The organism is Shewanella sp. SM69 (assembly GCF_025653985.1).
GTDB classification, from domain to species: domain Bacteria; phylum Pseudomonadota; class Gammaproteobacteria; order Enterobacterales; family Shewanellaceae; genus Shewanella; species Shewanella oncorhynchi.
In genome coordinates, this window is sequence record NZ_JAKKRV010000015.1 from 37,455 (window position 1) to 62,478 (window position 25,024).

The 25,024-nt window shown below is 45.8% G+C and carries 24 protein-coding genes and 1 riboswitch; of the genes, 11 read left to right on the plus strand and 13 right to left on the minus strand.

The genetic code is table 11. The annotated features are described in order from the left end of the window. Position 1 precedes the first annotated feature (1 nt). The 7 genes from L5M37_RS18020 to moaA all read right to left on the minus strand — a co-directional run bounded on the left by L5M37_RS18020 (position 2) and on the right by moaA (position 4,946). The gene (locus L5M37_RS18020) at positions 2-1,105 is read right to left on the minus strand and encodes an ABC transporter ATP-binding protein (protein ID WP_263201464.1); all 1,104 of its coding nucleotides are present in this window, start codon (positions 1,103-1,105) and stop codon (positions 2-4) included. Continuing rightward, entirely contained in the window at positions 1,086-1,766 is a 681-nt protein-coding gene (gene modB / locus L5M37_RS18025) for a molybdate ABC transporter permease subunit (protein ID WP_105251087.1), read from the minus strand. Before modB ends, L5M37_RS18020 begins: the two co-directional genes overlap by 20 nt. Continuing rightward, positions 1,766-2,569, minus strand: coding sequence for a molybdate ABC transporter substrate-binding protein (gene modA / locus L5M37_RS18030; protein WP_131525125.1), 804 nt, complete (start codon positions 2,567-2,569; stop codon positions 1,766-1,768). Before modA ends, modB begins: the two co-directional genes overlap by 1 nt. 79 nt (positions 2,570-2,648) lie before the next feature. Continuing rightward, positions 2,649-3,116 carry a molybdopterin synthase catalytic subunit MoaE gene (moaE, locus tag L5M37_RS18035; protein ID WP_263186295.1) on the minus strand — a complete coding sequence of 156 codons (468 nt, stop codon included), beginning with the start codon at positions 3,114-3,116 and terminating at the stop codon, positions 2,649-2,651. Between the two features lies 1 nt (position 3,117). Then, positions 3,118-3,369 (minus strand): molybdopterin synthase sulfur carrier subunit, encoded by a 252-nt coding sequence (gene moaD / locus L5M37_RS18040; protein ID WP_006079756.1) that lies wholly within the window; start codon positions 3,367-3,369, stop codon positions 3,118-3,120. A 23-nt stretch (positions 3,370-3,392) separates the two neighbouring features. Continuing rightward, on the minus strand, positions 3,393-3,869 hold the full coding sequence (moaC, locus tag L5M37_RS18045) for a cyclic pyranopterin monophosphate synthase MoaC (protein ID WP_006079755.1): 477 nt from the start codon (positions 3,867-3,869) through the stop codon (positions 3,393-3,395). Between the two features lie 96 nt (positions 3,870-3,965). Next, a complete protein-coding gene (gene moaA, locus L5M37_RS18050) occupies positions 3,966-4,946 on the minus strand; it encodes a GTP 3',8-cyclase MoaA (protein WP_105251082.1) in 981 nt (326 codons plus the stop codon). Next, positions 4,934-5,067, minus strand: a riboswitch (molybdenum cofactor riboswitch). It overlaps the preceding gene by 13 nt. 247 nt (positions 5,068-5,314) lie before the next feature. On the opposite strand from moaA, the gene L5M37_RS18055 reads away from it, so the two are divergent. Together L5M37_RS18055 and L5M37_RS18060 are read left to right on the plus strand one after the other, a co-directional pair. Further along, on the plus strand, positions 5,315-6,964 hold the full coding sequence (locus tag L5M37_RS18055) for an electron transfer flavoprotein-ubiquinone oxidoreductase (protein ID WP_105251081.1): 1,650 nt from the start codon (positions 5,315-5,317) through the stop codon (positions 6,962-6,964). A 348-nt stretch (positions 6,965-7,312) separates the two neighbouring features. Continuing rightward, positions 7,313-9,229 (plus strand): methyl-accepting chemotaxis protein, encoded by a 1,917-nt coding sequence (locus L5M37_RS18060; protein WP_105251080.1) that lies wholly within the window; start codon positions 7,313-7,315, stop codon positions 9,227-9,229. 76 nt (positions 9,230-9,305) lie between these two features. Here the strand turns inward: L5M37_RS18060 and L5M37_RS18065 are convergent, their stop codons facing one another. The 4 genes from L5M37_RS18065 to L5M37_RS18080 all read right to left on the minus strand — a co-directional run bounded on the left by L5M37_RS18065 (position 9,306) and on the right by L5M37_RS18080 (position 13,156). Then, positions 9,306-9,662, minus strand: a complete 357-nt coding sequence (locus L5M37_RS18065; protein WP_105251079.1) for a DUF4870 domain-containing protein — start codon at positions 9,660-9,662, stop codon at positions 9,306-9,308. 36 nt (positions 9,663-9,698) lie between these two features. Further along, positions 9,699-10,394: an MOSC domain-containing protein gene (locus L5M37_RS18070; protein WP_263201467.1), complete on the minus strand. Its 696-nt coding sequence runs from the start codon at positions 10,392-10,394 to the stop codon at positions 9,699-9,701. Positions 10,395-10,529: 135 nt separating this feature from the next. Continuing rightward, positions 10,530-11,990 (minus strand): diguanylate cyclase, encoded by a 1,461-nt coding sequence (locus L5M37_RS18075; RefSeq protein ID WP_105251077.1) that lies wholly within the window; start codon positions 11,988-11,990, stop codon positions 10,530-10,532. A gap of 314 nt (positions 11,991-12,304) precedes the next feature. Continuing rightward, positions 12,305-13,156 (minus strand): PfkB family carbohydrate kinase, encoded by an 852-nt coding sequence (locus L5M37_RS18080; RefSeq protein ID WP_263201468.1) that lies wholly within the window; start codon positions 13,154-13,156, stop codon positions 12,305-12,307. A 361-nt stretch (positions 13,157-13,517) separates the two neighbouring features. Between L5M37_RS18080 and L5M37_RS18085 the strand changes: the two genes are divergently transcribed. Continuing rightward, complete coding sequence (locus tag L5M37_RS18085; RefSeq protein WP_113941356.1) at positions 13,518-13,700, plus strand: hypothetical protein; 183 nt, start codon at positions 13,518-13,520, stop codon at positions 13,698-13,700. Positions 13,701-13,739: 39 nt separating this feature from the next. Here the strand turns inward: L5M37_RS18085 and L5M37_RS18090 are convergent, their stop codons facing one another. Beyond that, positions 13,740-14,135, minus strand: coding sequence for a hypothetical protein (locus L5M37_RS18090; protein WP_105251074.1), 396 nt, complete (start codon positions 14,133-14,135; stop codon positions 13,740-13,742). A gap of 365 nt (positions 14,136-14,500) precedes the next feature. Here L5M37_RS18090 and ovoA point away from each other — a divergent pair, with 365 nt between their 5' ends. Beyond that, positions 14,501-16,615, plus strand: a complete 2,115-nt coding sequence (gene ovoA / locus L5M37_RS18095) for a 5-histidylcysteine sulfoxide synthase (RefSeq protein WP_263201469.1) — start codon at positions 14,501-14,503, stop codon at positions 16,613-16,615. Between the two features lie 141 nt (positions 16,616-16,756). Here the strand turns inward: ovoA and L5M37_RS18100 are convergent, their stop codons facing one another. Then, positions 16,757-18,712 (minus strand): methyl-accepting chemotaxis protein, encoded by a 1,956-nt coding sequence (locus tag L5M37_RS18100; protein ID WP_105251072.1) that lies wholly within the window; start codon positions 18,710-18,712, stop codon positions 16,757-16,759. A gap of 358 nt (positions 18,713-19,070) precedes the next feature. On the opposite strand from L5M37_RS18100, the gene L5M37_RS18105 reads away from it, so the two are divergent. The 7 genes from L5M37_RS18105 to glnL all read left to right on the plus strand — a co-directional run bounded on the left by L5M37_RS18105 (position 19,071) and on the right by glnL (position 25,011). Further along, entirely contained in the window at positions 19,071-19,382 is a 312-nt protein-coding gene (locus L5M37_RS18105) for a pyrimidine/purine nucleoside phosphorylase (RefSeq protein WP_263201470.1), read from the plus strand. A 279-nt stretch (positions 19,383-19,661) separates the two neighbouring features. Continuing rightward, positions 19,662-20,258 (plus strand): TetR/AcrR family transcriptional regulator, encoded by a 597-nt coding sequence (locus L5M37_RS18110; protein WP_105251071.1) that lies wholly within the window; start codon positions 19,662-19,664, stop codon positions 20,256-20,258. Positions 20,259-20,430: 172 nt separating this feature from the next. Then, positions 20,431-21,588 (plus strand): iron-containing alcohol dehydrogenase, encoded by a 1,158-nt coding sequence (locus tag L5M37_RS18115; RefSeq protein WP_263201472.1) that lies wholly within the window; start codon positions 20,431-20,433, stop codon positions 21,586-21,588. A 59-nt stretch (positions 21,589-21,647) separates the two neighbouring features. Then, complete coding sequence (locus L5M37_RS18120) at positions 21,648-22,340, plus strand: type 1 glutamine amidotransferase domain-containing protein (RefSeq protein WP_263201473.1); 693 nt, start codon at positions 21,648-21,650, stop codon at positions 22,338-22,340. Positions 22,341-22,473: 133 nt separating this feature from the next. Then, positions 22,474-23,100, plus strand: a complete 627-nt coding sequence (locus L5M37_RS18125; RefSeq protein ID WP_263201474.1) for a glutathione S-transferase family protein — start codon at positions 22,474-22,476, stop codon at positions 23,098-23,100. A gap of 204 nt (positions 23,101-23,304) precedes the next feature. Continuing rightward, the gene (locus tag L5M37_RS18130) at positions 23,305-23,811 is read left to right on the plus strand and encodes a DUF4124 domain-containing protein (RefSeq protein ID WP_263174538.1); all 507 of its coding nucleotides are present in this window, start codon (positions 23,305-23,307) and stop codon (positions 23,809-23,811) included. 153 nt (positions 23,812-23,964) lie between these two features. Then, complete coding sequence (glnL, locus tag L5M37_RS18135) at positions 23,965-25,011, plus strand: nitrogen regulation protein NR(II) (protein ID WP_105251067.1); 1,047 nt, start codon at positions 23,965-23,967, stop codon at positions 25,009-25,011. Positions 25,012-25,024 lie beyond the last annotated feature (13 nt).

Below are 25,024 nucleotides of genomic sequence, written 5' to 3' on the forward strand. Positions count from 1 at the left end.
GCTATTCCAAAATATGAATTTGTTCGGATTTGAGTGCCACCGTAGTTTGCATCCCCTTAGTAAGAGCAAGCTTTTGGGCAAAATGCAGCGAGACTTCAGTGTTAAGTTGTAATGGGGTGCCAGTGACGTAGCAGATAAGCCGAACAGATTCGCCCATCACCAGCATAGCGTCGATCGTGACATCTAATTTATTAAAACTGCGGCATAAACGCCCTTTGGAAATCGAATTAAAACGAATACCTTGATTGGGGATAACCCAACGGACTCGACTTCCCACAGGGCGATCTTTGCCATAGTCGCAGGCAATAAGCTGCTCGCCAAATTTAAGCCAAGTGAGATTTTTAGTGCAGTCTTGAAATACCACTTCACCATCAAAAATATTTCTTAGCCCCATCTGCCTAGCCACAGCTTCATTTCGTGGCCGCGACAATACCTCGAAAGGTGCACCTTGCTGCAGCATCTTGCCTTGGCTGATCAAAATCATCGAATCAGCCAGCAGCAAGGCTTCATTTAAGTCATGGGTGACCATAATCACTGGGCAGAGTAACTGCTCTTTGAGGCGCGCAAGCTCAAGGTATAAACGCTCGCGAGTTTCCCTGTCCACCGCAGAAAAAGGCTCATCCAGCAACAAAACCGACGGTTCACGGGCAAGCGCTCTGGCAAGCGCAACGCGCTGGCGTTGGCCGCCCGATAAATGCGCCGGTAATCTATCGGGTAATCCCTGTAGATTGACCCGTTCGAGCCAATCTTTCGCGCGCGGTATGCGCTCCGATTTGGGGATATGGTCAAGTCCAGCGACTACGTTTTCTAAGGCAGTGAGATTCGGAAATAAGCCAAAATGCTGCGGCATATAACCGATATGGCGTTGCTGCGGGCTTAAGGCGATACGCGCTTTATCATCAAACCAAGGCCGATCGCCAAAGTGGATTTGTCCCGTATCGGGATGATTTAACCCAGCGATCATCCGTAGCAGCGTGGTTTTTCCACCGCCAGACGGCCCGACCACAGCAAGTACTTCACCCGCTTTACAGCGAAAATCGGCGTTGAGTTTAATGTGTTTATGATTTTGGATCTGACACTGCAGATCAGCGATGATTTGCGCCACGCTGACCTCCTAAACGCCGCGATAGACTGGTTGTTAGTGCTAACGCCGTCACGGCAAACAGCAATAAGACTAATGACATAGTGCCAGCGGCATTAAAATCGAATGATTGCACACTGTCATAAATTGCAATCGAAATCGTCTTGGTCTCGCCAGCAATATTGCCGCCCATCATCAGCACAACGCCAAACTCCCCAAGCACATGGGAGAAGCACAGAACTAATGCCGTTAGCACACCCGGCCACACCATAGGCAATTCAATTTTAAGTAGAATTTTAAGTCGACTCATGCCGCAACAAGCGGCTGCGTCGCGAACATCATTAGGTACAGTTTCAAAGGCGCGTTGTATCGGCTGCACAGCGAAGGGAATATTGACTAAAACGGAGGCGATAACCAGACCTGAAAAGTGAAACACGAGTTGCTGACCCATGACTTGCTCAATCCATTGTCCGAGCCAACTTTGACTGCCAAGCCCCACCAGCAAGTAATAACCAATCACAGTTGGCGGCAATACTAAGGGCACCATGATCAGCGCCTCGACCCAAGATTTGCCGACAAATTGACGATAGGCTAATGCCCGTCCAGCCAAAATAGCTAAAGGAATCAACACTAAAACTGTGATGCCACTCAGCTTGACCGATAACCAAAGTGCCTGCCAATCCATCATGGTTGCTCTGGCAATGAAAAACCATAATCGGCCAAAACACGACGAGCACTATCGGCTCTTAAATAATCGTAAAAATGCTGAGCTGTTTCACCCGCCTTGGCCATTAATGCCATACGCTGAAACAGTGGACTATGCATTTTTGCTGGCACTATGGCGTAATCGCTATGTTTGGCAAAAGTAGGAGACATAGCTAAAGAGAGCGCAATAATCCCGCCCTGGGTTGAACCACTAATCGCAAACTGCCCTGCTTGGGACACATTTTCCCCGAGGATCAATTTAGGTTGAATCGCATCCCACAACTGCACAAACTGCAATGCTTCTTTGGCCTTTTCGCCATAGGGAGCGTGATCAGGATTAGCAATAGCAAAACGGGTAATTTTTCCTGCAGCGAGTGCGTCGGCTAACCCCTTAAGTTCAGGATCAACGGACAAACGACCTGTTTTAGGTACAACAATAGCGAGTTGCCCTTGGGCATAAAGAACGCCGGCATCGCGGGCAACGCCAGCACTATGCAATTGCTGAATATATTTTTCATCCGCAGATAAAAATAATTCATAGGGCGCACCGTTTTGGATTTGAGTAGCAAAATTGCCCGATGACCCATAGGATATTTTTACTTTTAGCCCAGTTTCATTGGTAAATTTTTGGCTAATATCATCGAGGGCAAAACGTAAATCTGAGGCAGCGGCAATTGCGGGAATCGCTGTATTATCCGCCGCTCGACTGCTAGATGGCGCGACCGCCAAGCACCAGAGTAATGCAAAAACACAGGTATGGAAGAAACGGGTCAAACTCTGCATTGGGTCACCTTAGTGCAATATTCGCGCGGGACTTAAACTGGCAAGCTGCGTTGCGACTACGAGTATCTCTGCCACGCGACTAGTCTTTGTGTTGCCATAGCTTAGCCGCTTGTTCATCGGCATCTTTCGCTTCAACCCAACTTTTACCTTGCTCGCCCGCTTCTAATTTCCAGAATGGCGCTTTGGTTTTTAAAAAGTCGATTAAGAATTCACAAGCAGCAAAAGCGGCCTTGCGATGGGCGCTGGTTACGCCGATAAACACAATCTGCTCACCCAGAGCCATAGTACCGACACGGTGAATAACCGTCACTTTATTGAGCGGCCAACGGCTACGCGCCTCGGCAACGATTTGTTCTAGCACGGCTTCGGTCATGCCAGGATAGTGCTCTAAGGTTAGGTCTGTCACCGCGGCACCATCGTTAAAATCACGCACTTTGCCGACAAAAGTGACTACGGCACCATCGCTATCATCTTGAGCTAGCAGGCGATATTCGTCAGAAACACTAAAATCGACCTCTTGCACTCGAACTGCGGCTAATAAACGCATATTAACCTCCTGTAACCGGTGGGAAAAAGGCGACTTCATCACCATCGTTTACAGGTGTATCCCATTGGCTAATGGTCTGATTTACCGCCACCAGCAATTTGTCAGAGGTTAATACTTTAGCCCATTTGTCGTCGGTTGCCGCCAGCGTTGCCCGTAATGCTTCGGCAGTTTGTGTCTGCTCGCTCGCCTCTAGACTTAATTTAGCTGTGCCCAACAATTCTCGAACTTGAGCAAAAAACAACACGTTAATCATAGTCTTCTCTCGTTTTTGATCCGCTAAACCTTAAAATGTCCCGACTTGCCGCCACGCTTTTCCAACAGACGGACTTGGGAGATCACCATATCTTTTTGCACGGCCTTGCACATGTCATAGATAGTTAACGCCGCCACTGAAGCCGCAGTTAACGCTTCCATCTCTACGCCCGTTTTGCCGGATAACTTGCACAGGCTAGTAATACGCACGCGGTTATGTTCAGGTTGTGCCTCTAAATCAACTTCAACTTTCGTTAGCATTAGCGGATGGCAGAGAGGGATAAGGTCTGAGGTTTTTTTCGCAGCTTGAATGCCCGCAATACGCGCGGTCGCAAACACATCACCCTTGTGGTGGCTACCACTCATGATCATCTCGAGTGTCGTGCTCGCCATCTCGATAAAAGCTTCTGCACGGGCTTCGCGCTCGGTAACGGCTTTTTCAGTTACATCGACCATATGGGCATTGCCATCGGCATTAATATGGGTAAATACATTGCTCATCGGAGCGATCCTTTAATTGAGGTCAAAACAGGGTACAAGGGAAATTGAGCTTATACTCGCGCTAAATTGGCTATGGCAACTGACCTAAAATCAGGTCTAGCCGCCAATAGAGGCAAGATGCTGAGTGACACCTGTGATGCCTTGATGCAAGTAATGGGTTTCTTTCTTCTGGGCTAATTGACCGTGCAGACGCTCAATTAATTCCGCTTGCTGGTTAGAATGCTGTAGCAGATCACGTAAATCGACACCGGATTCCGTAAAGAGGCACAAGTGCAATTTACCCTTAGCAGATACCCGTAAACGGTTACAGGTAGCACAAAAATTATTGGCATAGGGCATGATCAAGCCGATACGGCCCTGATAATCGCTGCGGCTGAAATTTTGGGCTGGACCATCGGAGGCGCTTGGCGTATCTAATTGCCAGCCATCTGCCAGTAACTGCGCTTTGATGTCAGCGCCCGCTAGATGATGTGCTTCAAAATACTCACGACCAAGACCCGTTTCCATCAGCTCAATAAAACGCAGGTCGATTGGCGTGTGTTTAATCCAGTGTAAAAAACGTGGCAAATCTTTATCGTTTAAACCTTTAAGCAGTACGGCGTTGATTTTTACTCGCTCGAAACCTGCCGACAAGGCGGCATCAATCCCCCGCATCACTTCATCAAACTTATTTTCGCCGGTGATCTGGTAAAACATTTTGGGATCTAAACTATCCACGGACACATTGATACGACGCAAGCCAGCATCGAACCATTCTTTGGCATGCTTTTCGAGTCGATATCCATTAGTCGTCGTCGCAATAGTATGAATGCGCGGGTTATCAGCGACGACACGAATGATGTCGGTAAAGTCTTTACGCAGGGTAGGTTCACCGCCTGTAATGCGGATTTTTTGGGTGCCGACTTGGCTAAATGCGGAGACCAAGTTTTCTATCTCATTGAGAGATAAGAATTTTGGTTTACCTTCTGGATGATAACCATCAGGGAGGCAGTAACTGCATTTGAAGTTACAAACGTCAGTGACTGACATCCGTAAATAGTGAAATTTTCGACCAAAGCTGTCTTGTAATTGAGACATGATCACCTTTCCAAGTGTGGGAGGTGAGAGCATTTCTTATCCCACCCCGGTGGCATTATTACCACGGCTACACCTCCATATCTTTCGACTTAGGCAGGCAAGCTCGGAGAACCGTCGTCGGTGATTATAGGCCGAAAGTACTCACTAGCTATACCCCTAAACAGGTATTTATTAACCTAGATCACGCTAGCGTGAATAATCTGTGACAGTCCTCACCTAAAGATTTGTATTGAATTAGACTAAACAGCAGCTTAATCCACTGTGACCTTATCTTATTTTCAGGTAAGGTGGTGCAAGCAATAAAACGCCCGTTTACAAACTACAACACTCGATAAAAATCGGGGAAACGTGAAGGAAGAGGTGAACTGATGGAACGCGAATCAATGGAATTCGATGTTGTTATCGTCGGTGCTGGTCCAGCTGGCTTGGCCACGGCATGTCGATTAATGCAAATATCACAGGATTCAGGTAAAGAAATTACCGTCTGTGTGGTAGAAAAAGGCTCAGAAGTGGGCGCGCATATTCTGTCAGGCGCAGTGTTCGAGACAAAAGTGCTAGACGAGCTATTCAGCGACTGGCGCGAAAAAGATGCTCCAATAAAAACCGCTGTCACCCACGACGAAATCTACCTACTCAGCTCCGCCACCGACGGCCGAGTGATGCCCAATGCCTTTGTGCCAAAAACCATGCACAACGACGGCAATTTTATTATCAGCGTCGGTAATCTGTCCCGCTGGCTTGCCAATCGCGCAGAAGAACTCGGTGTCGAAATATTCCCCGGCTTTGCCGCCAGTGAACTGCTATTTAACGCCGATAACAGCGTTAAAGGTATTTTGATTGGCGATATGGGAGTGGGTGCCGATGGCGAACCCAAAGACAGCTTTATGCCAGGCATGGAGTTGCATGCTAAATATACCGTTTTCTCCGAGGGTTGCCGCGGCCACTTAGGCAAGCAACTTATCGAAAAATACCATTTAGATAATGGTAAAACACCACAGCATTACGGTTTAGGCTTCAAAGAAATTTGGAAAGTCCCCGCCGAGCAACACGAACAAGGCAAAGTCGTTCACACAGGTGGCTGGCCATTAACCGAGGGCGCATCGGGTGGCGGCTTCCTTTATCACATGGAAGATAACCAGATTGCGGTCGGCCTTATTATTGATTTGAACTACAAAAATCCGCATCTGAGCCCATTTGACGAATTCCAGCGCTATAAAACCCATCCTGTGATTGCAAAGTATTTAACCGGCGGCGAACGTCTCAGTTACGGCGCCCGTGCTATCACTAAAGGCGGCTTGAACTCGCTTCCTAAAATGAGCTTCCCCGGCGGACTGATCATAGGTTGTAATGCAGGGACTTTAAATTTTGCTAAAATCAAAGGCACTCACACTGCGATGAAGAGCGGGATTGTTGCAGCAGAAACCTTAGGTAAAGCCATGATGGCTGGGGTTGAAGGCGGTAAAGATCTCGACTGTTACCAAACCCACCTTGAAGAAAGCTGGCTATACGAAGAATTGCATAAATCCCGCAACTTTGGTCCAGCAATGCACAAATTTGGTACCTATCTAGGCGGCGCATTCAACTATATAGATCAAAACTGGTTTGGCGGAAAGTTCCCTATCACACTGCGTGATGAGCACCCAGACTATGCGCAAATGGCACCTGTGAGCGCTTACAGCAAGATTGATTATCCAAAACCCGATGGCAAGCTTAGCTTCGATAAACTGTCCTCAGTGTATCTGTCGAGCACTTATCATGAGGAAGATCAGCCCTGCCATTTACGTCTCAAGGACAGCAGTATTCCACTGGGCATTAACTTGACTCAGTTTAATGAGCCAGCACAGCGTTACTGCCCAGCCGGCGTGTATGAAATCGTCGAAGAGGCGGGTCAACCCAAGTTTGTAATCAATGCGCAAAACTGCATTCATTGCAAAACCTGCGACATTAAAGATCCGAGCCAAAACATCACTTGGGTTACACCGGAAGGCGGTGGTGGTCCAAACTACCCCAACATGTAACATTTGGATGATAAATGTAAATAATGGCGCTCAGTGGAGCGCCTTTTTTTCACCTTTTACACGAATAGTTCACTTTTTTTGCTTGCCCTTACTCGCGACATTGGCCACAATTGCCACACAAAAAAGAGTTCGTTTTCAATCACCATCTCATTTCCATCTATACTCTACATAATTAGATCTACAGCAAGACCAACAGGTTAGGCCAAATAAGTGTTCTATACGCTGTTTTATTCGGCAATCGGCCTAGACTAAGGTTAACTTTTAACATTTCTGTCCGATAATCTTTTACCGTACAAGAGTGCGTTGACCGATAACTCAAAATAGTCCAACACAGGCATATTGATATTTATGATATTTAATAACCTCACCATTAAGCAGAAAATTCTGTTAACAGTGACATTTGCAGTACTGTTGTCGACCATACTCGTCGGCGTATTAAGCCAACGTAGCGCGAAAAATGTCGTACAACAAAGGATGTTAGGTTCGGAATTACCGAGCTTAATGATGCAAATTCGCAATAAGATCGATCTCGACATTTCCACTTTAATGAATGCTGCAGAACAATTGGCCAGTAGCCGCATGTTACTGCAATGGCTCGAAGACGGTAGACCACAGGCCCAAGAAACCCAAGTCGTAGCACAACTCAAAGACATCACTCGTCAGTATAAGCTAGCGCAAGCTTCCTACGCCGACAGACAAACTGCCGCCTACTACACTCAGGATGGGTTTTTGCGCGTGCTCACTCCTGCGCAGGACGGCTGGTTTTTTGGTTACCGAGACAGTGGCCAAGAACGTATGTTGAACGTATTTACTGAGGCCAACGGCGAAGTCAAACTCTTCATCAACTACCAACAACCCAATGGTCGCGGCTTAGTCGGGCTCGCTAAATCACTCGATGACATGGTGCGTTTGCTGAGCTCGTTTAAGATTGAAGAAACTGGTTTAGTCTACTTAGTGGATGCTAAAGGTGAGGTAAAACTCCACCCAGATACGAGCCAAATTGGTAAGAGCAGCCTAAGCAACTTATACAAGGATGCGAGTTCAAGCTCATTATTAAACCGCAGTGATTTCAATCTGATCAATACCAAAATCAATGGCGAAAACATGCTGGTTGCCAGTAGTTATATCGCATCTATGGATTGGTACTTAGTCGCACAGGTGCCAGAGGCCGAAGTATTCGCACTATTAACCGAAGCGGCTTATCAGATCTTAATCTGGACGCTAATCATTGCAGCGGGCTTTATTGTACTCGCCATCGTGGTGGCAGGTTCTGTGAGTCGTCCTATTGCACAAGTTGCCGCCATGTTCCACGACATAGGCGAAGGTGAAGGTGACTTACGCCAACGTCTACCTGTCAATGGTGAAGATGAAATTGCGCAACTCGCCAAGGGATTTAACAGCTTTATCAGCAAGATACAGGAATCTGTCATCGAAGTGGCACAAACCAGCGAACAGCTTGGTTTCTCGGCTAAGGATGTGTCGAATCAGGCACAGCAAACCTTAGAAGACAGCCACGAGCAGAAAGATCGCACTATGATGGTGGTAACGGCCATTAATGAAATGGGCGCGACGGTTAACGAAATTGCCAGTAATGCCGCCCAAGCTGCGGTTGCCGCCAGAGATGCAGATACTGAAGCCAGCAGCGGCCAAGTTGTGGTAACCCGTGCCCGCGATACCATTAACCAATTGTCAAAAGACGTTGGCCAAGTGGGTGAAGTGATTGAGTCCCTCGCGACCCACACTAAATCCATCGGTGGTATTTTAGATGTGATCCGCGCAATCTCTGAGCAGACTAACTTGTTAGCACTTAACGCGGCCATTGAAGCTGCACGTGCCGGCGAAGCTGGACGCGGATTTGCTGTCGTAGCCGATGAAGTGCGTAACTTAGCCTCACGCACAGCAGCATCGACCAATGAAGTGCAAGGCATGATCGACAAGCTGCAATCGGAAGCCAGCCGCGCGGTTAATGCGATGGCCCAGAGTCGTACCCGCTCCCACGAAGGCGTTGTGGCCGTCGATGAAGCCAGCAAATCGTTAATTGGCATTAGCGATCGCATTGGTCTTATCAGCGACATGAATATCCAAGTTGCTGCGGCAACGGAAGAACAATCCACAGTGGTGGAGGACATCAACCGTAACGTCACTGAAATCAATGACATTACTCAACGTACTGCCAATACTGCACAAGCGGCGGCACAGGCGAGTTTAGCCTTGAATCAACTGTCACACCGCTTAGATACCTTAGTGGCCAAGTTTAAGGTGTAAGACCTTAAAACTTACGCCATAAAAAACGCCTTAGATGTTTCCATCTAAGGCGTTTTTCTTTAACTCGCAGAGACAATTAATCCATAGCAATAAATTTAATCGTTAATGGATAGCGATACACTTTACCTTCGCTGGCCTTAATAATCGCCAGCACAGTACACACCAGATCGAATATGCCGAGTATGGCTAAAAAGATGAAACCTATTCCGACCAAAGCTAATACGCCACTGATGATCACATAAATCAACAGGCTCAATTTAAAGTTCAAACAACTACGGCCACATTGATCGACAAATGCGGACTCTTCACGCTTCATCAGCCAAATAATCAAAGGACCAAGAATAGAGCCCAACGGCACTAAGTATCCAATAAAACTTGAGGCGTATACCAGTAAGCCAAAATCTTTATCACTTTTTGTAACGGGTTCAATCATAGGTCATCCCTGTTTTATCATTTTGAATATAAAGCCTTATTTTCCACTCGGCCCATATAAACGCATTTGCCAATCTTCTACTGTCTGTAATGCTAAGCGGCGTTGTAGGCTATTAACCCAACTCAGCGCTAATCCCTCGCAGGAAGCTAAACGATCATAGGCACTGGCATTAAACGTTGGCGAGAAATAGAGTGACATGGCCTCGGCAACACTGATATCAGTACGACGCTCAACTAATTCAATCTTATCGTTTAACTGAATAATCCCTGGGGTTAAGATTCTATAAAACCAACCACATAATTGGCTTTGCTGCATGGCGAGGGCGAATTCTCTGTGACCAAATTGCAGATTCAATTTAAAACAAGGTGAACGCGGCTGAGTCACTTGCACTTTTACTGCGCCAATTTGCAAGATATCGCCAATATTGACTTGAGTTTCGTTCAGTCCAACTGTGCTAATGTTCTCTCCCATGCTGGGCGCATCTTCGAGCTGGGTGATTAAGTCCCAACGACGATATTGGCCGTAGTGCTCGCGGGGGAAATGATGTAGCACGCGATCAAGGCCGCCATGGTGTTTTGGATCGGCCTGCACGTCCCCTTCAACATGGTCGATATGCACTAACAGTTGTTGAGCCGCTTGCTTACCATCAATCCCCGTAGCAACTCCGGGCATCTCTTGAAGATGGGTTCCTAAGTACAATCCAGACAACTTATTAATCAACAACTTTGACATCTGCAACTCCAAATCAATGACCTATCGCGCATTACTGTCAGAGTGTAAACCGCGATACGCCAATAACACAATCAACCCGCGCCATAACCCACAAAGGTAGGCTAAACATTGCTGCCAAGAAGAACCGAGTAGAGTCTATGAATGATTTAACACCACTTGATTTCGGCCCGCTTCTTTTGCCTGATACAAGGCCAGATCGGCACGTTTGATAAGGTCCTCCGCAGGCTCTTGCACTTGATGCTCAGCAACACCAATACTTGCAGTAATAGAAATGTGCAATCCATTCACTTTAATTTCCCGCTGGGAAATGAGGTCACGGATCTGTTCTGCCAGTTCTGCCGCTCGGGATAAATCCATCTCAGGGAGTAAAATTAAAAACTCCTCACCGCCCCAGCGACATAAAATATCCTGTTGTTGTAGTAAACCACGCAGCATATTAGTCATAGTTTTTAATACTAAGTCACCAATCCCATGCCCATAACTGTCGTTCACTTTTTTAAAGTGGTCGATATCCAACAAGAGTATTGAAATAGGCGATTGTGTCAGCTTAGCTTTATCTAACGCCTGCCTAAAGTACTCATCAAACACCTGACGGTTAGCGGCGCCAGTGAGCTTATCGGTAGACGCCATAATTTCTAGTTTGCGCTGATAACGACCTAAGGTCATGTTTGAGATGAATAAAATACCTAGAGTCACCATTAGACTTAACGCCAAATTACCCCAAAACGTATTTAACAGCTCCCGCTCTTGTGGCGCATCCTCCTGCTCAACAATCAAATACCACTTAAACTCAGGAACTAAGCGACTATTGAGATAAACCGTTTTCCCGTTTTTCTGATAGCTGAAGGCGGCACTTGGGCTGGTTAAAATACGTGTAGCCAAATTATCAAGCCCTACGTTCGTTTGCAGCGAATCCGTACCGTCATATTGATCGCCATGCAAAGTGACATTACCTTGCCGGTCGGTAAAGAACACTCGGCGGTTATAACGCTTTTGATATAACTCAATTAAGGCTTTAACCTTTTCAACCGCCAACCCCACACCGGTAACACCAATAAATTTTCCTTCAAAATCAAAAACCTTATAATTCACAAATACGGTTGTCTTACTGCGATCTGCCGTATCGGCATCAATATTGACCTCATAATGTTCAGATTCGGGTAAAGAGCGCACTCGAAAATACCAAGCATCATCAGGCTCTACATCTTGGATTTGTTTTAAAATGCCCGTGGAATGGTAATAATTTCGACTTTTCTCAGACACAAAAAAGCTAGTGACTGTACCGTATTTTTCTTGGATTTCCTTAAGGTAACGAATGAGTTTTTCGGGCTCTTGCTCATGACTTAAGGTCCAATCCCGAACAAAGGTATCCTGCGCCATCAAGGATGAAATAAAGATGGGTCGTAACAAATCCTGTTGAATTTCTGAATAAATATTGTCACTTGTGAGCGGTAAGGTATTGCTCTCTATTTGCTGGCTCAGTGAATCATGGGCCACTTTGTAACTGATACCGCTGGTCACTAAAAAGGCGACCAAAAGCAAAACAGACAGAAGCCAAATAAATTTATTTTTATCATTCCAAGCGTTATTGCCCATTCTCAACTCCAAAGACTACAGAACACCTTGAGTGGCTTATTATTTTAATTTAACGATAACTATTTTAGTTGAATAAATGTTAACGCAATTGTGCCATGGCCGCACAAGATTTCTGTCGTATTGGCGTTCTACGATGGAATAACTTTATTTTGAGCAAAAAAAATGCCTCGTTGGGGAAACGAGGCAAAAACATACTAACCAATAAATGGGAGAAAAGTACAAGAAAACGTTAAGGGACAAGCTATGCGCCACAAGACATACTCTAGCAAGGACGTATGACAAAAAGATGACTCAAACTGCTCGCCCGCAGATTTTCATGCGATTTGCTTCGCCTCTAAATACTGTTTTAGTGCCTCACCCGGAATAGAACTATCAGTTGCCACCGCAAATGCCGCCCAAATCGCCCCTTCTGCCATGGCCTCAGTAATCGACTGGCCGATGCAGAGACTGTGGATCAACCCTGACGCATAGGCATCACCCGCGCCAGTGGTATCAACAACTGTGGCAGGGATAGCGGCAACATGCTGCACTTGATCGTGCGTGTAAACCTTAGCCCCATTGATACCATCGGTGACAATAAAGTAACGCAGACAATCGCCGCCAATACTTTTGCCATATTCCCAAGATGCGCCATCACAACGCCCCTGAATATCACTCATGGAGGCCAATAAAATATGACAAGGTCTCTGTCTGTCGTCCTTGGCTAATTGCGCGACCACAAGACAATGTTCTAAAGCTGTTTTTGCCCAGCTGACAGAGCCTTCAGCGGAAGTATTAAAATACAACGCATCCCATGACTGCCATTTCGGCGGTACAGATAATTCAAATATGGGTCTTTGTGGCCGAATAATGGTGCGCTCGCCATCTGGCGTCATTACAAGCAGCATTTCGCATGTATTGCCGGCGCGGCGCTGCACTAAACGACAATCGAGACCTTGCGTACTGGCTTCTGCAATGAGCCAATCCCCCATGTCATCACGGCCCACTTGACTCACCAACGCGACGCTATGCCCTGCCCAGACTAAACCTAATCCGGTATTTGCCCCACCGCCGCCGAGCCTTTGGCCGCCATCTTGATAATGGAAACGTCCACCCGTTTTTAAAGGTTTATCAAGCAGTAAGATTCGATCACAGTTGAGATTGGCAACTAACAGAATATTAGCCATTACACGGCTCCAAAGGGCAAAAAAGCATCAAGGCCAGAAGATAAAAACAAAGAAATATCAATCTAGAGCAAAATGCTCACAGGCACAATCCAATCATCGAGATAGAAACACTATAAGGATATGGCAGCGCCTTGATGTAAGCATTTGTCCCGAAGAAGACGAGGAAAACAGTTATACACTCATACGGTATAACATAGATGTTAACTCTAACACTTTGTTTAAAATAGATTTATAGAAAAGATAACGTCTCAGGACAAAATGAAGCGTAACCATTTTGAAGCCGACTCGATTAATTATCAGTAGACATAGTTAAAATGCATGCTGGATACATATATTAAATTTATGAATGGAATCAAACGCTATGCTAATGGAAATATGGGATACCGCCGAAGAAAAATCTGAGCAGCTACGCCGTTATCAGCTCTGTATAGATGAATTTAATGAATTGAATTTTCACGATGTTTATATTGCAGAAATCAAACAAGAATACCAACAACTTGCTGAACAAGTAAAAGTGCAGTCAACCTCGGATCCCGAGCGCTAACTGCACTTTGCCATCTAGTTACTCACGATAAACCTTCAATTACTTTATTGGCGTCAATGGTGATAAAGACGCAAATTGTACTGCTAATGTCCAATCTGTAATGACCATATCTGAAGGCTGCCAACTGTCATCAACCCACTCATAAACCAAGCCAGGGTTTTCTTCTGCGTTGACTAACAAACGCCGTCCATCTTGCAACACAAGCGTATAATCGAGCCCCTGCGCATCGACACTTTCAATGTCCCCCAAGACATTGTGCTTAATGGCCGAAATAGTTCCGGTTGCCTTAACGGCATCGTTTTCCTTTGCACCGCTGTAAAACTTTAACGCCTCGTTTGCGGCAGTCTTGTGAAAAACAAACTCCTCAGTCACACCCACTACGATCGACGGATCAAGCTCATACCAGGCGGGTATCCATAATGCGTTAATTGTCATCCCGTTATATCCTGCATAATAATTTTACGGACGGGATCATTCTGCCTTAACCCCGACAGAGAAAATACTCTTCAGGGATAAAATAATTTTAATTCCTGTAAGGAGTAGCATCACTAAATTGAGCGCATCACTTTCTTTGTAAGATAATCCCAAACCAAAGGGTCATACCTGAGATGCTTTAAGCTCCAGCACTGATGTTGGACTCAATTGGTCTTTCTGTTAGTTTGTAAAACACTTTGCCTCAAACCGACACATTAAGCTGACAAAGTGATCCTGAGCTCAGTAATCGCGTATAGAGTCACACACGATAGATTAATCTTCCCATGCTTGCACCGCAGGCCGATAAATACGGAGTTTACTTGTCTATGGATAAGCCCATAACGCAACCCCCTCAAACCCTTAAGCTCATCGGTGAAACTGAGGCCGGAAAGCGTCAAGAGCTTAAGCAATACTTTAATCAGACATGGGCTTTATACGAGTCTCTGTATGATTTGATCCAAGAAGATAGCGCCTATTACCTCAAAGCCGAGCCGCTACGCCATCCGTTAATCTTTTACTTTGGCCATACGGCCACTTTCTATATCAACAAACTCAAACTCGGTAAATTTCTCGATGAACGGGTAAACGACAACTTCGAATCCATGTTCGCCATTGGTGTCGATGAGATGTCTTGGGATGATTTGAACGAACAACATTATCCGTGGCCGGATGTGGCAGAGGTGCGAAGCTATCGCCAACAAGTTAATGCTGTCATCAATCGTGTTATCGATGAAATGCCTCTAGCGTTACCTATCACTCAAAATAGTCCAGCTTGGATCATTTTGATGGGCATTGAACATGAGCGTATTCATTTAGAAACCTCATCGGTGATCATCCGCCAACTGCCGCTGGAATATGTCGCGCCCAACCACCTCTGGCCTGCGTGCCAAGACACCGCCCCTGCCGAGGCCAACAGTTTATTGGCTGTAAAAGGGCAAAAAGTGACCTTAGGCAAAACAGAACAAGACCAAACCTACGGCTGGGACAATGAATACGGCCATAAAATATTTAACGTTAACGACTTTAAGGCTGCTAAATTCTTAGTCTCGAATCAAGAGTATCTAGCATTCGTCGAAGCTGGCGGCTATCGCTCACCCCAATTTTGGAATGAAGAAGGCCAAGCTTGGCTTGCCTATACCCAAGCACAAATGCCGCGTTTTTGGCGCTTAAGACAAGATAAATGGTGGCAACGTAACTTAGCGGAAGAAATCCCGCTGCCATTAAACTGGCCTGTTGAAGTGAATCAGCTCGAAGCTAAGGCCTTCTGTAATTGGAAAGCCGAACAAAAGCAAAGCAATATACGTCTATTAACTGAAGCTGAGTGGTACATCTTACGCGAGAATGTGCCCGCCGATGCGCCCGATTGGCATGAAGTGCCGGGCAATATTGCTTTGGCTTATTACGCCTCTTCTTGCCCAGTGAATCGCTTCGAACATAATGGCTTTTTCGATATTGTCGGTAATGTTTGGCAATGGACAGAAACCGCAATCGACGGTTTTGACGGCTTCGCCGTACACCCACTTTACGATGATTTCTCCACCCCAACCTTCGATGGCAAACATAATCTCATCAAAGGCGGCTCGTGGATCTCTACGGGTAATGAGGCAATAGCTTCATCACGCTATGCGTTTCGTCGACATTTTTATCAACACGCGGGCTTTCGCTATGTGGAATCCACCCAAAATCCAGCTCAAATGGCCGAGGTCAATGTGTACGAAACGGATGAACTGATTTCCCAATACCTTGAATTCCACTATGGCGCCGAATATTTCGGAGTTGCTAACTTCTGCGTCAATGGTGTGCAGCAAGCGCTGAGTGAAATTCAATTGACTCATACAGCTAAAGCCCTTGATATCGGCTGCTCCGTTGGTCGCGCGAGTTTCGAACTGGCAAAAGTGTTTGATCATGTTGATGGTATCGACTTCTCGGCGCGCTTTATTCAACAGGCCTATGCGCTGACAGAACAAGGTGAAAAACGTTACACCATACGTACCGAAGGCGACTTACAGGAATTTAAGAGCGCGAGTCTCGCGAAACTGGGATATGAACTTGAGGCTAAAAAGGTCAACTTTATGCAAGGTGATGCCTGTAATTTAAAGCCCATCTACACAGATTATGATTTGGTTTATGCCTCAAATCTTATCGACAGGTTAAACGAGCCTAAGCACTTTTTAACCAGTATTGCCCAGCGGATTAATCAAGGTGGATACCTTGTGATTGCCTCGCCATACACTTGGCTTGAAGATTATACGCCCAAGGATAAATGGTTAGGTGGCGTTAAAGTCAAAGGAGAGAACTTCACCACCTTAGATGGTTTGACCGAAACCTTGATCGGCCAATTTGAGCTGGTCGCAGTGAAGGAAATTCCCTTCGTGATCCGCGAGACTAAACGTAAATTCCAACATTCCATCTCAGAAATGACAATTTGGCGTAAACGTTAATGCTCACTCATGGGATAACCAACTGAAGTCCTGATAAAAATATCCGCCAGAAATCCATTTCTGGCGGATGTGTAACATCCAGCTCAGTCACATTTACAGCACCAACTAAGGTGAGAACACTGTAAATGCAGCGAAAAATATCTACACCTTAAACTGTGCCGTTGTTAAACCAAGCTGATTTGCTAACCCCAACAGACTCCGCGTACTCGCTGCCACTTGGCTGATAGCCGCACTATTTTCCTCCGCCGCCACGCTTAAGCCAGCAATCCCCTGCGCAATCGTCGCCGAAACCGTTGTTTGTTCTTCCGCAGCGGTTGCAGTTTGAATCATTAATGCCTTTAAGGTTTCTAAGCGCAAAGCAATATCATCCACCGCGGTCTGCATTCCATCCGCATCTTCTGCGGTTTTAGAGGCTTCAGTGGAACAAGTCACACTATGCAACGCCAGCACACCTGACTGTTGCTGAATACCTTTTAACACTTGCCCAATATCCTGAGTTGCTAATTGAACCTTCACTGCTAACTGACGCACCTCATCGGCAACCACAGCAAATCCACGACCATGCTCGCCAGCTCTCGCTGCTTCAATCGCCGCATTAAGAGACAAGAGATTAGTTTGTTCCGCAATCGCATTTATCACAGCCAATACTGAGCCGATTTTCTGACTATCCGCCTCAAGACTGCCCACCTGTTGATGAATAGTTGCAAAACTACTCAAGGTCACTTTTAAGCTTTTACGAGTACTGGCCAAGTTTTGCGAAAGAATTTCACTCGAATGGGTACAGGCGGACACTTCATCGGAGGATCTCATCGTATTCGTGCTGATTTCAGCTGCGGCATAACTCATTTCTTCAACTGCAGTAGCCAACATATCGGTTTCTTTGGCCTGCATCTGAATACTGCAATCGGCTTGTGTCATGGCGGCAGAATTTTGTTCGGCGGCTGATTCAAGTTCATGCCCAACGCCCACCAGCTGACTGATGATTTCTTTGAGCTTAGTTTGCATCCGCGCCAACCAACTCATCAGGTGATTATCCGTTTGAACATGCGGTAAATTATGAGTTAAATCGCCAGAGGCGATCATACTGGTCAAGTTACACATGTCCTCAGGCTCACCGCCGAGCGGCTTTAATACAAACCCTGTAACTAACTTAGCGGCAGCGAACGCCAACACTAAGGCTGCTGCACAAACAGATAAGCCGATAAACATCATACGGTAGGCGGGAGCTGCTATTTCACTCACATCAATTTCAGCCATCAAACCCCAACGTAAACCGAGCTCAACGACAGGAGAATAAGCGGATAAAACGGGATTATTGTTATAATCATTCACTTGCATCACACCCGATTTACCAGCCAGCGCCTCCTTTACCGCCAGCGTATCAACACCATTCTGAGCTACCGTTCCCGCAAATGAAGCCGTAACAGTGCGATTAATGGGGTCGAGAAAGGAATCAGAACGCATACGATTATTTGGGCCAATAAGATAAGTTTCACCACTTTGCCCCATACCCTCACGAATTTGCATAACTCTGTTGATGCGATCGATTGATACTTGAGCCGCCACCACCAATCTTTGTTGATTAAACTGAATCGACTGGCCAATAAATGCCGCCGGTTGACCGTTTGAAGGCGCGTATGCGGAGAAATCTTGTAGTAATACTGTGCCCGCCGATCCCAATGCCTTATTGAATAACTGTGCTAATCCCGAATCATGGAAGGGTCCAGTACGCAAATTGGTGCCGAAATCAGACTCCTTCGCCACTGTATATAAAACGGTGCCGTCGTCACTAATAATAAATAGGTCATAAAAACCGAGGGATTTATTTAATGACTGCAAGGTTTGATCTATGTCAGTAAGAGTATCGAGGCTTTTTTGGCTGGCAATTACGGCGCTGACGGCCTGCAGGTTATCGGAAAAGTCCTGAAACATGCCAACAATCTGCCGTTGCTTGATCTCACGCACAGCCACTAAACGAGACTGAGCCTCGGCAAACAATTCATCGCGAGCAATGTAAGTCACTATTGCGGTGGCAAATATGAGGGGTAATAGGACAATCAATAAACTGATAAGCTGAATTTTACGAGTAAAACCCATGGTGAGACTCCTTGTCGCGCGTCGAATTCCATTCCTTCAATCTTTGCAGAATTAAACCTGCCTTAAAACTATAGGAGAAGAATCTCAGCTAAACAAAGCGGTGCCGACTATTTTCATCAAAAGTTCACTAAAATTCCAACAACTCATTATTTTTAAGTAGAAAAATGATTAATAACTTTAAATGACAACCACGCCATGCCGACCATTTCAAACAAAATGATATAGTGGGAAATAAGCAATAAACCGAACGTTAGCATCAACTTATATTGAATGCGCACATCCATGCGACAAATGATGCATTGAAATTTATTAAATATGCATATAAATTCATCTCAAGCCAATTTATAGAGGATTAATAATGAGTTTACTCGAGCAAATGTCAGTATCTAAAAAAGCCAACATCTACTTTGATGGCAAAGTGGCTAGCCGTAGCGTATTTTTTGCCGATGGCAGCAAGCAAACCTTAGGTGTTGTATTACCAGGGGAATATGAGTTCTCAACCTCCCAAGGCGAAATAATGGAAGTGACTAGCGGCCGTTTTGAGGTGTTACTTCCAGAAACAACGACTTGGCAAGAATTTAGCGAAGGCACTCAATTTGAGCTGGCTGCGAATGTTAGCTTTAAAATCCGCAATACTGCCATTGCCGAATATTGCTGTAGCTACCTCTAATCATCTCGATTGAGTGGCAGTACGATTAATATTTCATATCAATCGTGAATCGAATACTCACAGTGACGGTTTATCTCAGCACTGTGAGTATGTTATCCACCCGACCACTTCACCATCAAAATACCTTATAAATAATACACTTATCAATTTGGCAATTTTATTAACCTAGCTCAAGGCAGCGTAAAACTCACAATGCAAAGCATACTAAATCGAATGTGTTGAAATCGCCGACAAAAACAACACTAGACGACCGGTCTAATTTGACTTATCCTAAACCCCATGAAAATTGAAACTCAATCCACTCGCCAGCACATTCTCGACATCGGCTACAAGCTGATCGTACGCAAAGGCTTCTCCAGCGTCGGCTTATCCCTACTGCTGCAGGCGGCCGAAGTGCCTAAAGGCTCGTTTTATCACTACTTCAAATCCAAAGAACAATTTGGCGAAGCGCTTATTACTGATTATTTTGAAAAATATCAATTAGATTTAGACGCATTATTCAATGACTCGACACTGACAGGCCATCAACGCTTGATGCAATACTGGCAACAATGGTTGCACGTACAAGCCGATGGCTGCGTAGATCAAAAGTGTCTGGTCGTGAAACTCAGCGCCGAAGTGGCCGATTTATCCGAAGCCATGCGTGTTGCCTTACTTAAAGGTTCCGCCGGTATCATAGAGAGGTTAACGACTTGTGTTCAAGTGGGCATAACCGATAGATCAATCGCCCAGCAAGATCCGCAATCAACCGCTGAAATGCTGTATCACATGTGGTTAGGCGCCAGCTTAATGAACAAGTTGGGCCACAGCCCTGCGGCACTCGAACGTGCACTCGTAACGACTGAATCCATTTTAACGCCTAAAACGGCCCTTTAACCTAATACCGACTCAAAACTAATATTTGCTGATATCGATCAGCCCAGATTTTTAAAGAATACATTTTCACGCCCCAAAATTAGACGACTGGTCTACTAATTTAACGGGCTATTAATTAATGCAGCTCAATTAACGCTGCTCATTTAAAGTAATAATAGGAATAACATCATCCATGCTAAATTTTAACTATTACAACCCGACCCGTATCCGTTTTGGTAAAGACACTATCGCCGAAATTGATTCTCTAGTACCGAGCGATGCTAAAGTGATGCTCCTCTTTGGCGGCAGCAGTGCTAGAAAAACAGGCACGTTAGACGAAGTTAAACAATCATTGGGTAATCGTTTCGTTGTCGAGTTCGATGGCATTGAGCCAAACCCAACCTATGAAACCTTAATGAAAGCCGTCGCCCAAGTGCGTGAGCAGAATATCGACTTCCTCCTCGCGGTTGGCGGTGGTTCGGTTATCGATGGCACTAAATTTGTTGCCGCTGCAGCGGTATTTGAAGGTGAACCTTGGGACATTCTCACTAGCTGGGGCGCCAATGTGACTCAAGCTATGCCTTTTGGCTCAGTGTTAACCTTACCTGCGACCGGTTCCGAAATGAACAACGCCAGCGTAGTAACCCGTAAATCACTACAGGCTAAACTGCCATTCCGTAATGATTTGGTTTATCCACAATTCTCAATACTCGATCCGACTAAAACCTTCACCCTACCGGAGCGCCAAGTGGCCAACGGTGTTGTCGATGCTTTTGTACATATCACAGAGCAATACTTAACTTACCCCGTTAACGCCGCCGTGCAGGACAGATTTGCCGAAGGTCTTTTACAAACCTTGATTGAGCTTGGTCCACAAGTGCTAGTTAAACCCGAAGATTACGACATTCGCGCTAACTTAATGTGGGTTGCCACTATGGCACTCAACGGCACGATTGGCGTCGGTGTTCCCCACGACTGGGCAACTCATATGATAGGCCATGAACTAACTGCACTTTACGATATCGACCATGCGCGTACATTGGCAATCGTATTGCCAGCCCTGTTGCAATGTACAAAAGAGGCTAAACGCGAAAAGCTACTCCAGTACGCCGACCGTGTGTGGCACATCAACACAGGTACAGATGACGAGCGTATCGACGCCGCTATCGCAAAAACCAAGGCTTTCTTCGAAGCCATGGGCATACCGACACATTTATCTGCCTATGATCTCGATGCCAGCCACGTTGATCACGTAGTGAAACAGCTTGAACTGCATGGCATGGTGGCACTCGGCGAACATGGCAACATTGACCCAACCATGAGCCGTAACATTTTGACCTTAGCCCTATAACGTCAAATGAACTAAACCCAAAGCTCACACGTATTGATGTGAGCAACTTAGGTAAATGTATGAAAATGAATATATTAATGGTACTCACGTCGCACGATAAACTCGGTGATACGGGTTTAAAAACCGGCTTTTGGCTCGAAGAATTTGCCTCACCTTTTTATGTTTTTAAAGATAAAAGTTTTGACATTACCTTAGCCTCGCCACTGGGCGGTCAACCACCACTCGATCCAAAAAGTGATGAGCCAGACTTTCAGACCGAAGCTACTGCGCGCTTTAGCAAAGATCCTGAGACTCAAGCACTGCTAGCGAATACCACTCGCTTAAGTGAAATCAATGCAGCCGATTATGATGCGGTTTTTTATCCAGGCGGCCACGGTCCACTGTGGGATCTTGCCGAAGATAAACATTCTATCGTCTTGATTGAACAGTTTTATCAAGCCAATAAACCCCTAGGGCTCGTATGTCATGCGCCTGCTGCATTGCTGCACCCTAAAACCAGTGATGGCAAGCCATTGGTCGGCGGCAAGCGTGTTACCGGTTTCAGCAACTCTGAAGAAGAAGCCGTGCAACTCACTCATGTCGTGCCATTTTTGGTTGAAGACATGCTGCAGAAAAATGGTGGCAATTATGTCAAAGGTGATGACTGGACAAGCTTTGTCGTCGCAGATGGCCATTTGATCACAGGCCAAAATCCGGGATCATCCGAAGCCGTAGCCGAAACCATAGTTGCGCAATTGAACGCGAGAGGCTAAGCGATAAATACGCGACGCTCAGCTTGAAATGAACAAAGACAGGCGCACAAGTGTGCTAAATACGTTAAAAAGAGCTGTCGCACCATAATAGTGCGACAGCCAAAATGTACTCTCACTGTCCAAAGGAAAGCCCATGATCACCTTGCACCATCTCAATAAATCACGCTCTAAACGTATCATCTGGTTGCTAGAGGAACTCGGTCAACCCTATGAAATTAAGAGTTATCAACGTGATAGCCAGACTTTTCTCGCGCCACCCGAACTTAAACAAATTCATCCGTTAGGCAAATCACCCGTTATCGAAATGGACGGTCAAGTGATAGCCGAATCGGGTGCGATCACCGAATATCTTATTGAAAAATATGCGGCGGATATCTTAGCCCCCGCCAGAGACAGCGCAGACTATGTCAGTTATCTGCAATGGCTACACTTTGCCGAAAGCTCAGCCATACTGCCTTTGTTACTGCGTATGTTCGTGCAAAAGGACGGTTGTAAAACCAATTTCCTTGAAGGTTATGCTGCTATAGAAGTCAGTAAGATAAGCCATTACTTCAATGATATGTTGGCCGATAAAACCTATCTTGTTGCAGACAAGCTCACGGGTGCGGATATCATGATGTCCTTCGTGGTAGAGCTACTGGCGAACAGTGGCGATCTCGCGAAATTTGAACACATTGAACGCTATGCCACTCAATTATCCCAACATGCCGCTTGGGTCAAAGCGAGTGAGATCGAGAAACAACTCGATGCAAGCCTTTAATTGATGGATAGAATTCGGGCACATGTTAGTGCCCGAGCTTAACCCACTTTAACTAACCCCTGTTTCTGCCTCCACATTTTCTGTCGACTTTATACCTTCTCTGTGGTGACGTCCTTAACCACTTAGCGCAACAAACACCATGATTTTTGATGTAAAAGAGACTAATCTTGATTAACTCTATCTCAAGGCTACAGGGACTTTAGCATGCGTTCACTCACACTCATCGGCTTAGTGCTATTTAGCATGTTAGCGCAAGCGACTGTTTATAAATGGGTCGATAAAGATGGCAAAGTCCATTACTCCGATGAGCCGCAGCCAAATGCCCAAGTCGTTGAGCTAAAAGATAAGACCTTAAATCAAATTGCCCTTCCTCTGCCCAAAACAGACTTAAACAGCTCAAATCAAGCAATTGAATCTATTCAATATCAAGTCAATATTACCTCTCCGACCGAAGAGGAAACCGTCAGAGATAACAATGGCGATTTCGACGTCGTTGCGACTATCACCCCAGAGCTAAAAAGTCAGTATTTGATGGCCCTAAAGCTCGATGGCAACCCCATAGGTCAGCCGCAAATTGGCGGTACCTTCAAACTCAAAAACATCGACCGAGGTGAACATACCTTAGTCGTTGACGCTTTGACTCAAAACGGCAAAGTCTTTGCATCAAGTTCACCAAGAAAGATATTTCTTCATCAAGCAGCTAAGCGTTAATGTCACTATTTGTATAGTAAAAGTTAGTATAAAAACTTTAAATACATGAAGTTAGCTTAACTCCTCCTGACTAAACCGTTTGATGAAGACAAGTTGCAGCTTGCACCAGATTGGTGCACCATAGTGGTGCAACCCTATTTCTAGGAACGGTCGATGGATAAAGAGACACTGCTCAATCATTTAGTTACCGCTGTACTTGTCATAGATAAGGATCTCAAGCCTTGTTATGCCAACGCAGCAGCAGAGCAATTATTAGGTGTTGGTAGCCATAGACTCGTAGAACAAACTTTGCCTGAGCATTATCAAATCCTCGGTGTCGACGCCAAGCTATTAATGGATGCAGTAACAGCCGGCCAAGGCTTAACGGTCAATACGGCAGCACTAGTCACGCTCGATGGCCAACATCATACCGTTGATTTAACCCTTATTCCCCTCGATGATGAGGCAGAGCTCAGCCTGCTCGAACTGCGCCAAGTCGACCAACAAAGACGCATTCATCAGCAACTGAGTCAAGATGCACAGCAACAAGCGGCGCAGTTTTTGGTGCGCAACTTAGCCCATGAAATCAAGAATCCTTTAGGCGGCCTTCGCGGTGCGGCGCAGCTATTATCGCGGGAGCTGGATGATCCGGCGCTGAAGGAATTCACTACGCTCATCATAGAGCAGGCCGATCGGCTGCGTAATTTAGTGGACCGTCTGCTCGGCCCCCAAAGGCCGACACAGCACAGTCTGCACAACATCCATCAAGTGGTGCAAAAGGTCTATAAGTTAGTTGAAATGGCGCTGCCCGCTAACATTCAGCTCAAACGGGATTACGATCCATCCATTCCCGATATCGAGATGGATCCTGACCAAATGCAGCAAGCTGTGCTGAACATTTTACAAAATGCGGTGCAGGCGCTTGAGCATACGGGGGGCGAGATTTTGATCCGCACTCGCACTCAACACCAAGTCACCATAGGTTCACAGCGCCACAAGCTAGTGTTAACCCTATCGATTATCGACAACGGCCCCGGTATACCGCCTGAGCTAATGGACACATTATTTTATCCCATGGTGACAAGCCGTGAGCAAGGTTCAGGTTTAGGCCTCTCGATTGCCCATAATATTGCCCGTTTACACTCGGGAAGGATCGATTGCCTCTCCAGCGCTGGGCACACAGAATTTATCATTTCATTACCAATTTTAAGCGCTAAATAATTTCGACTGTACC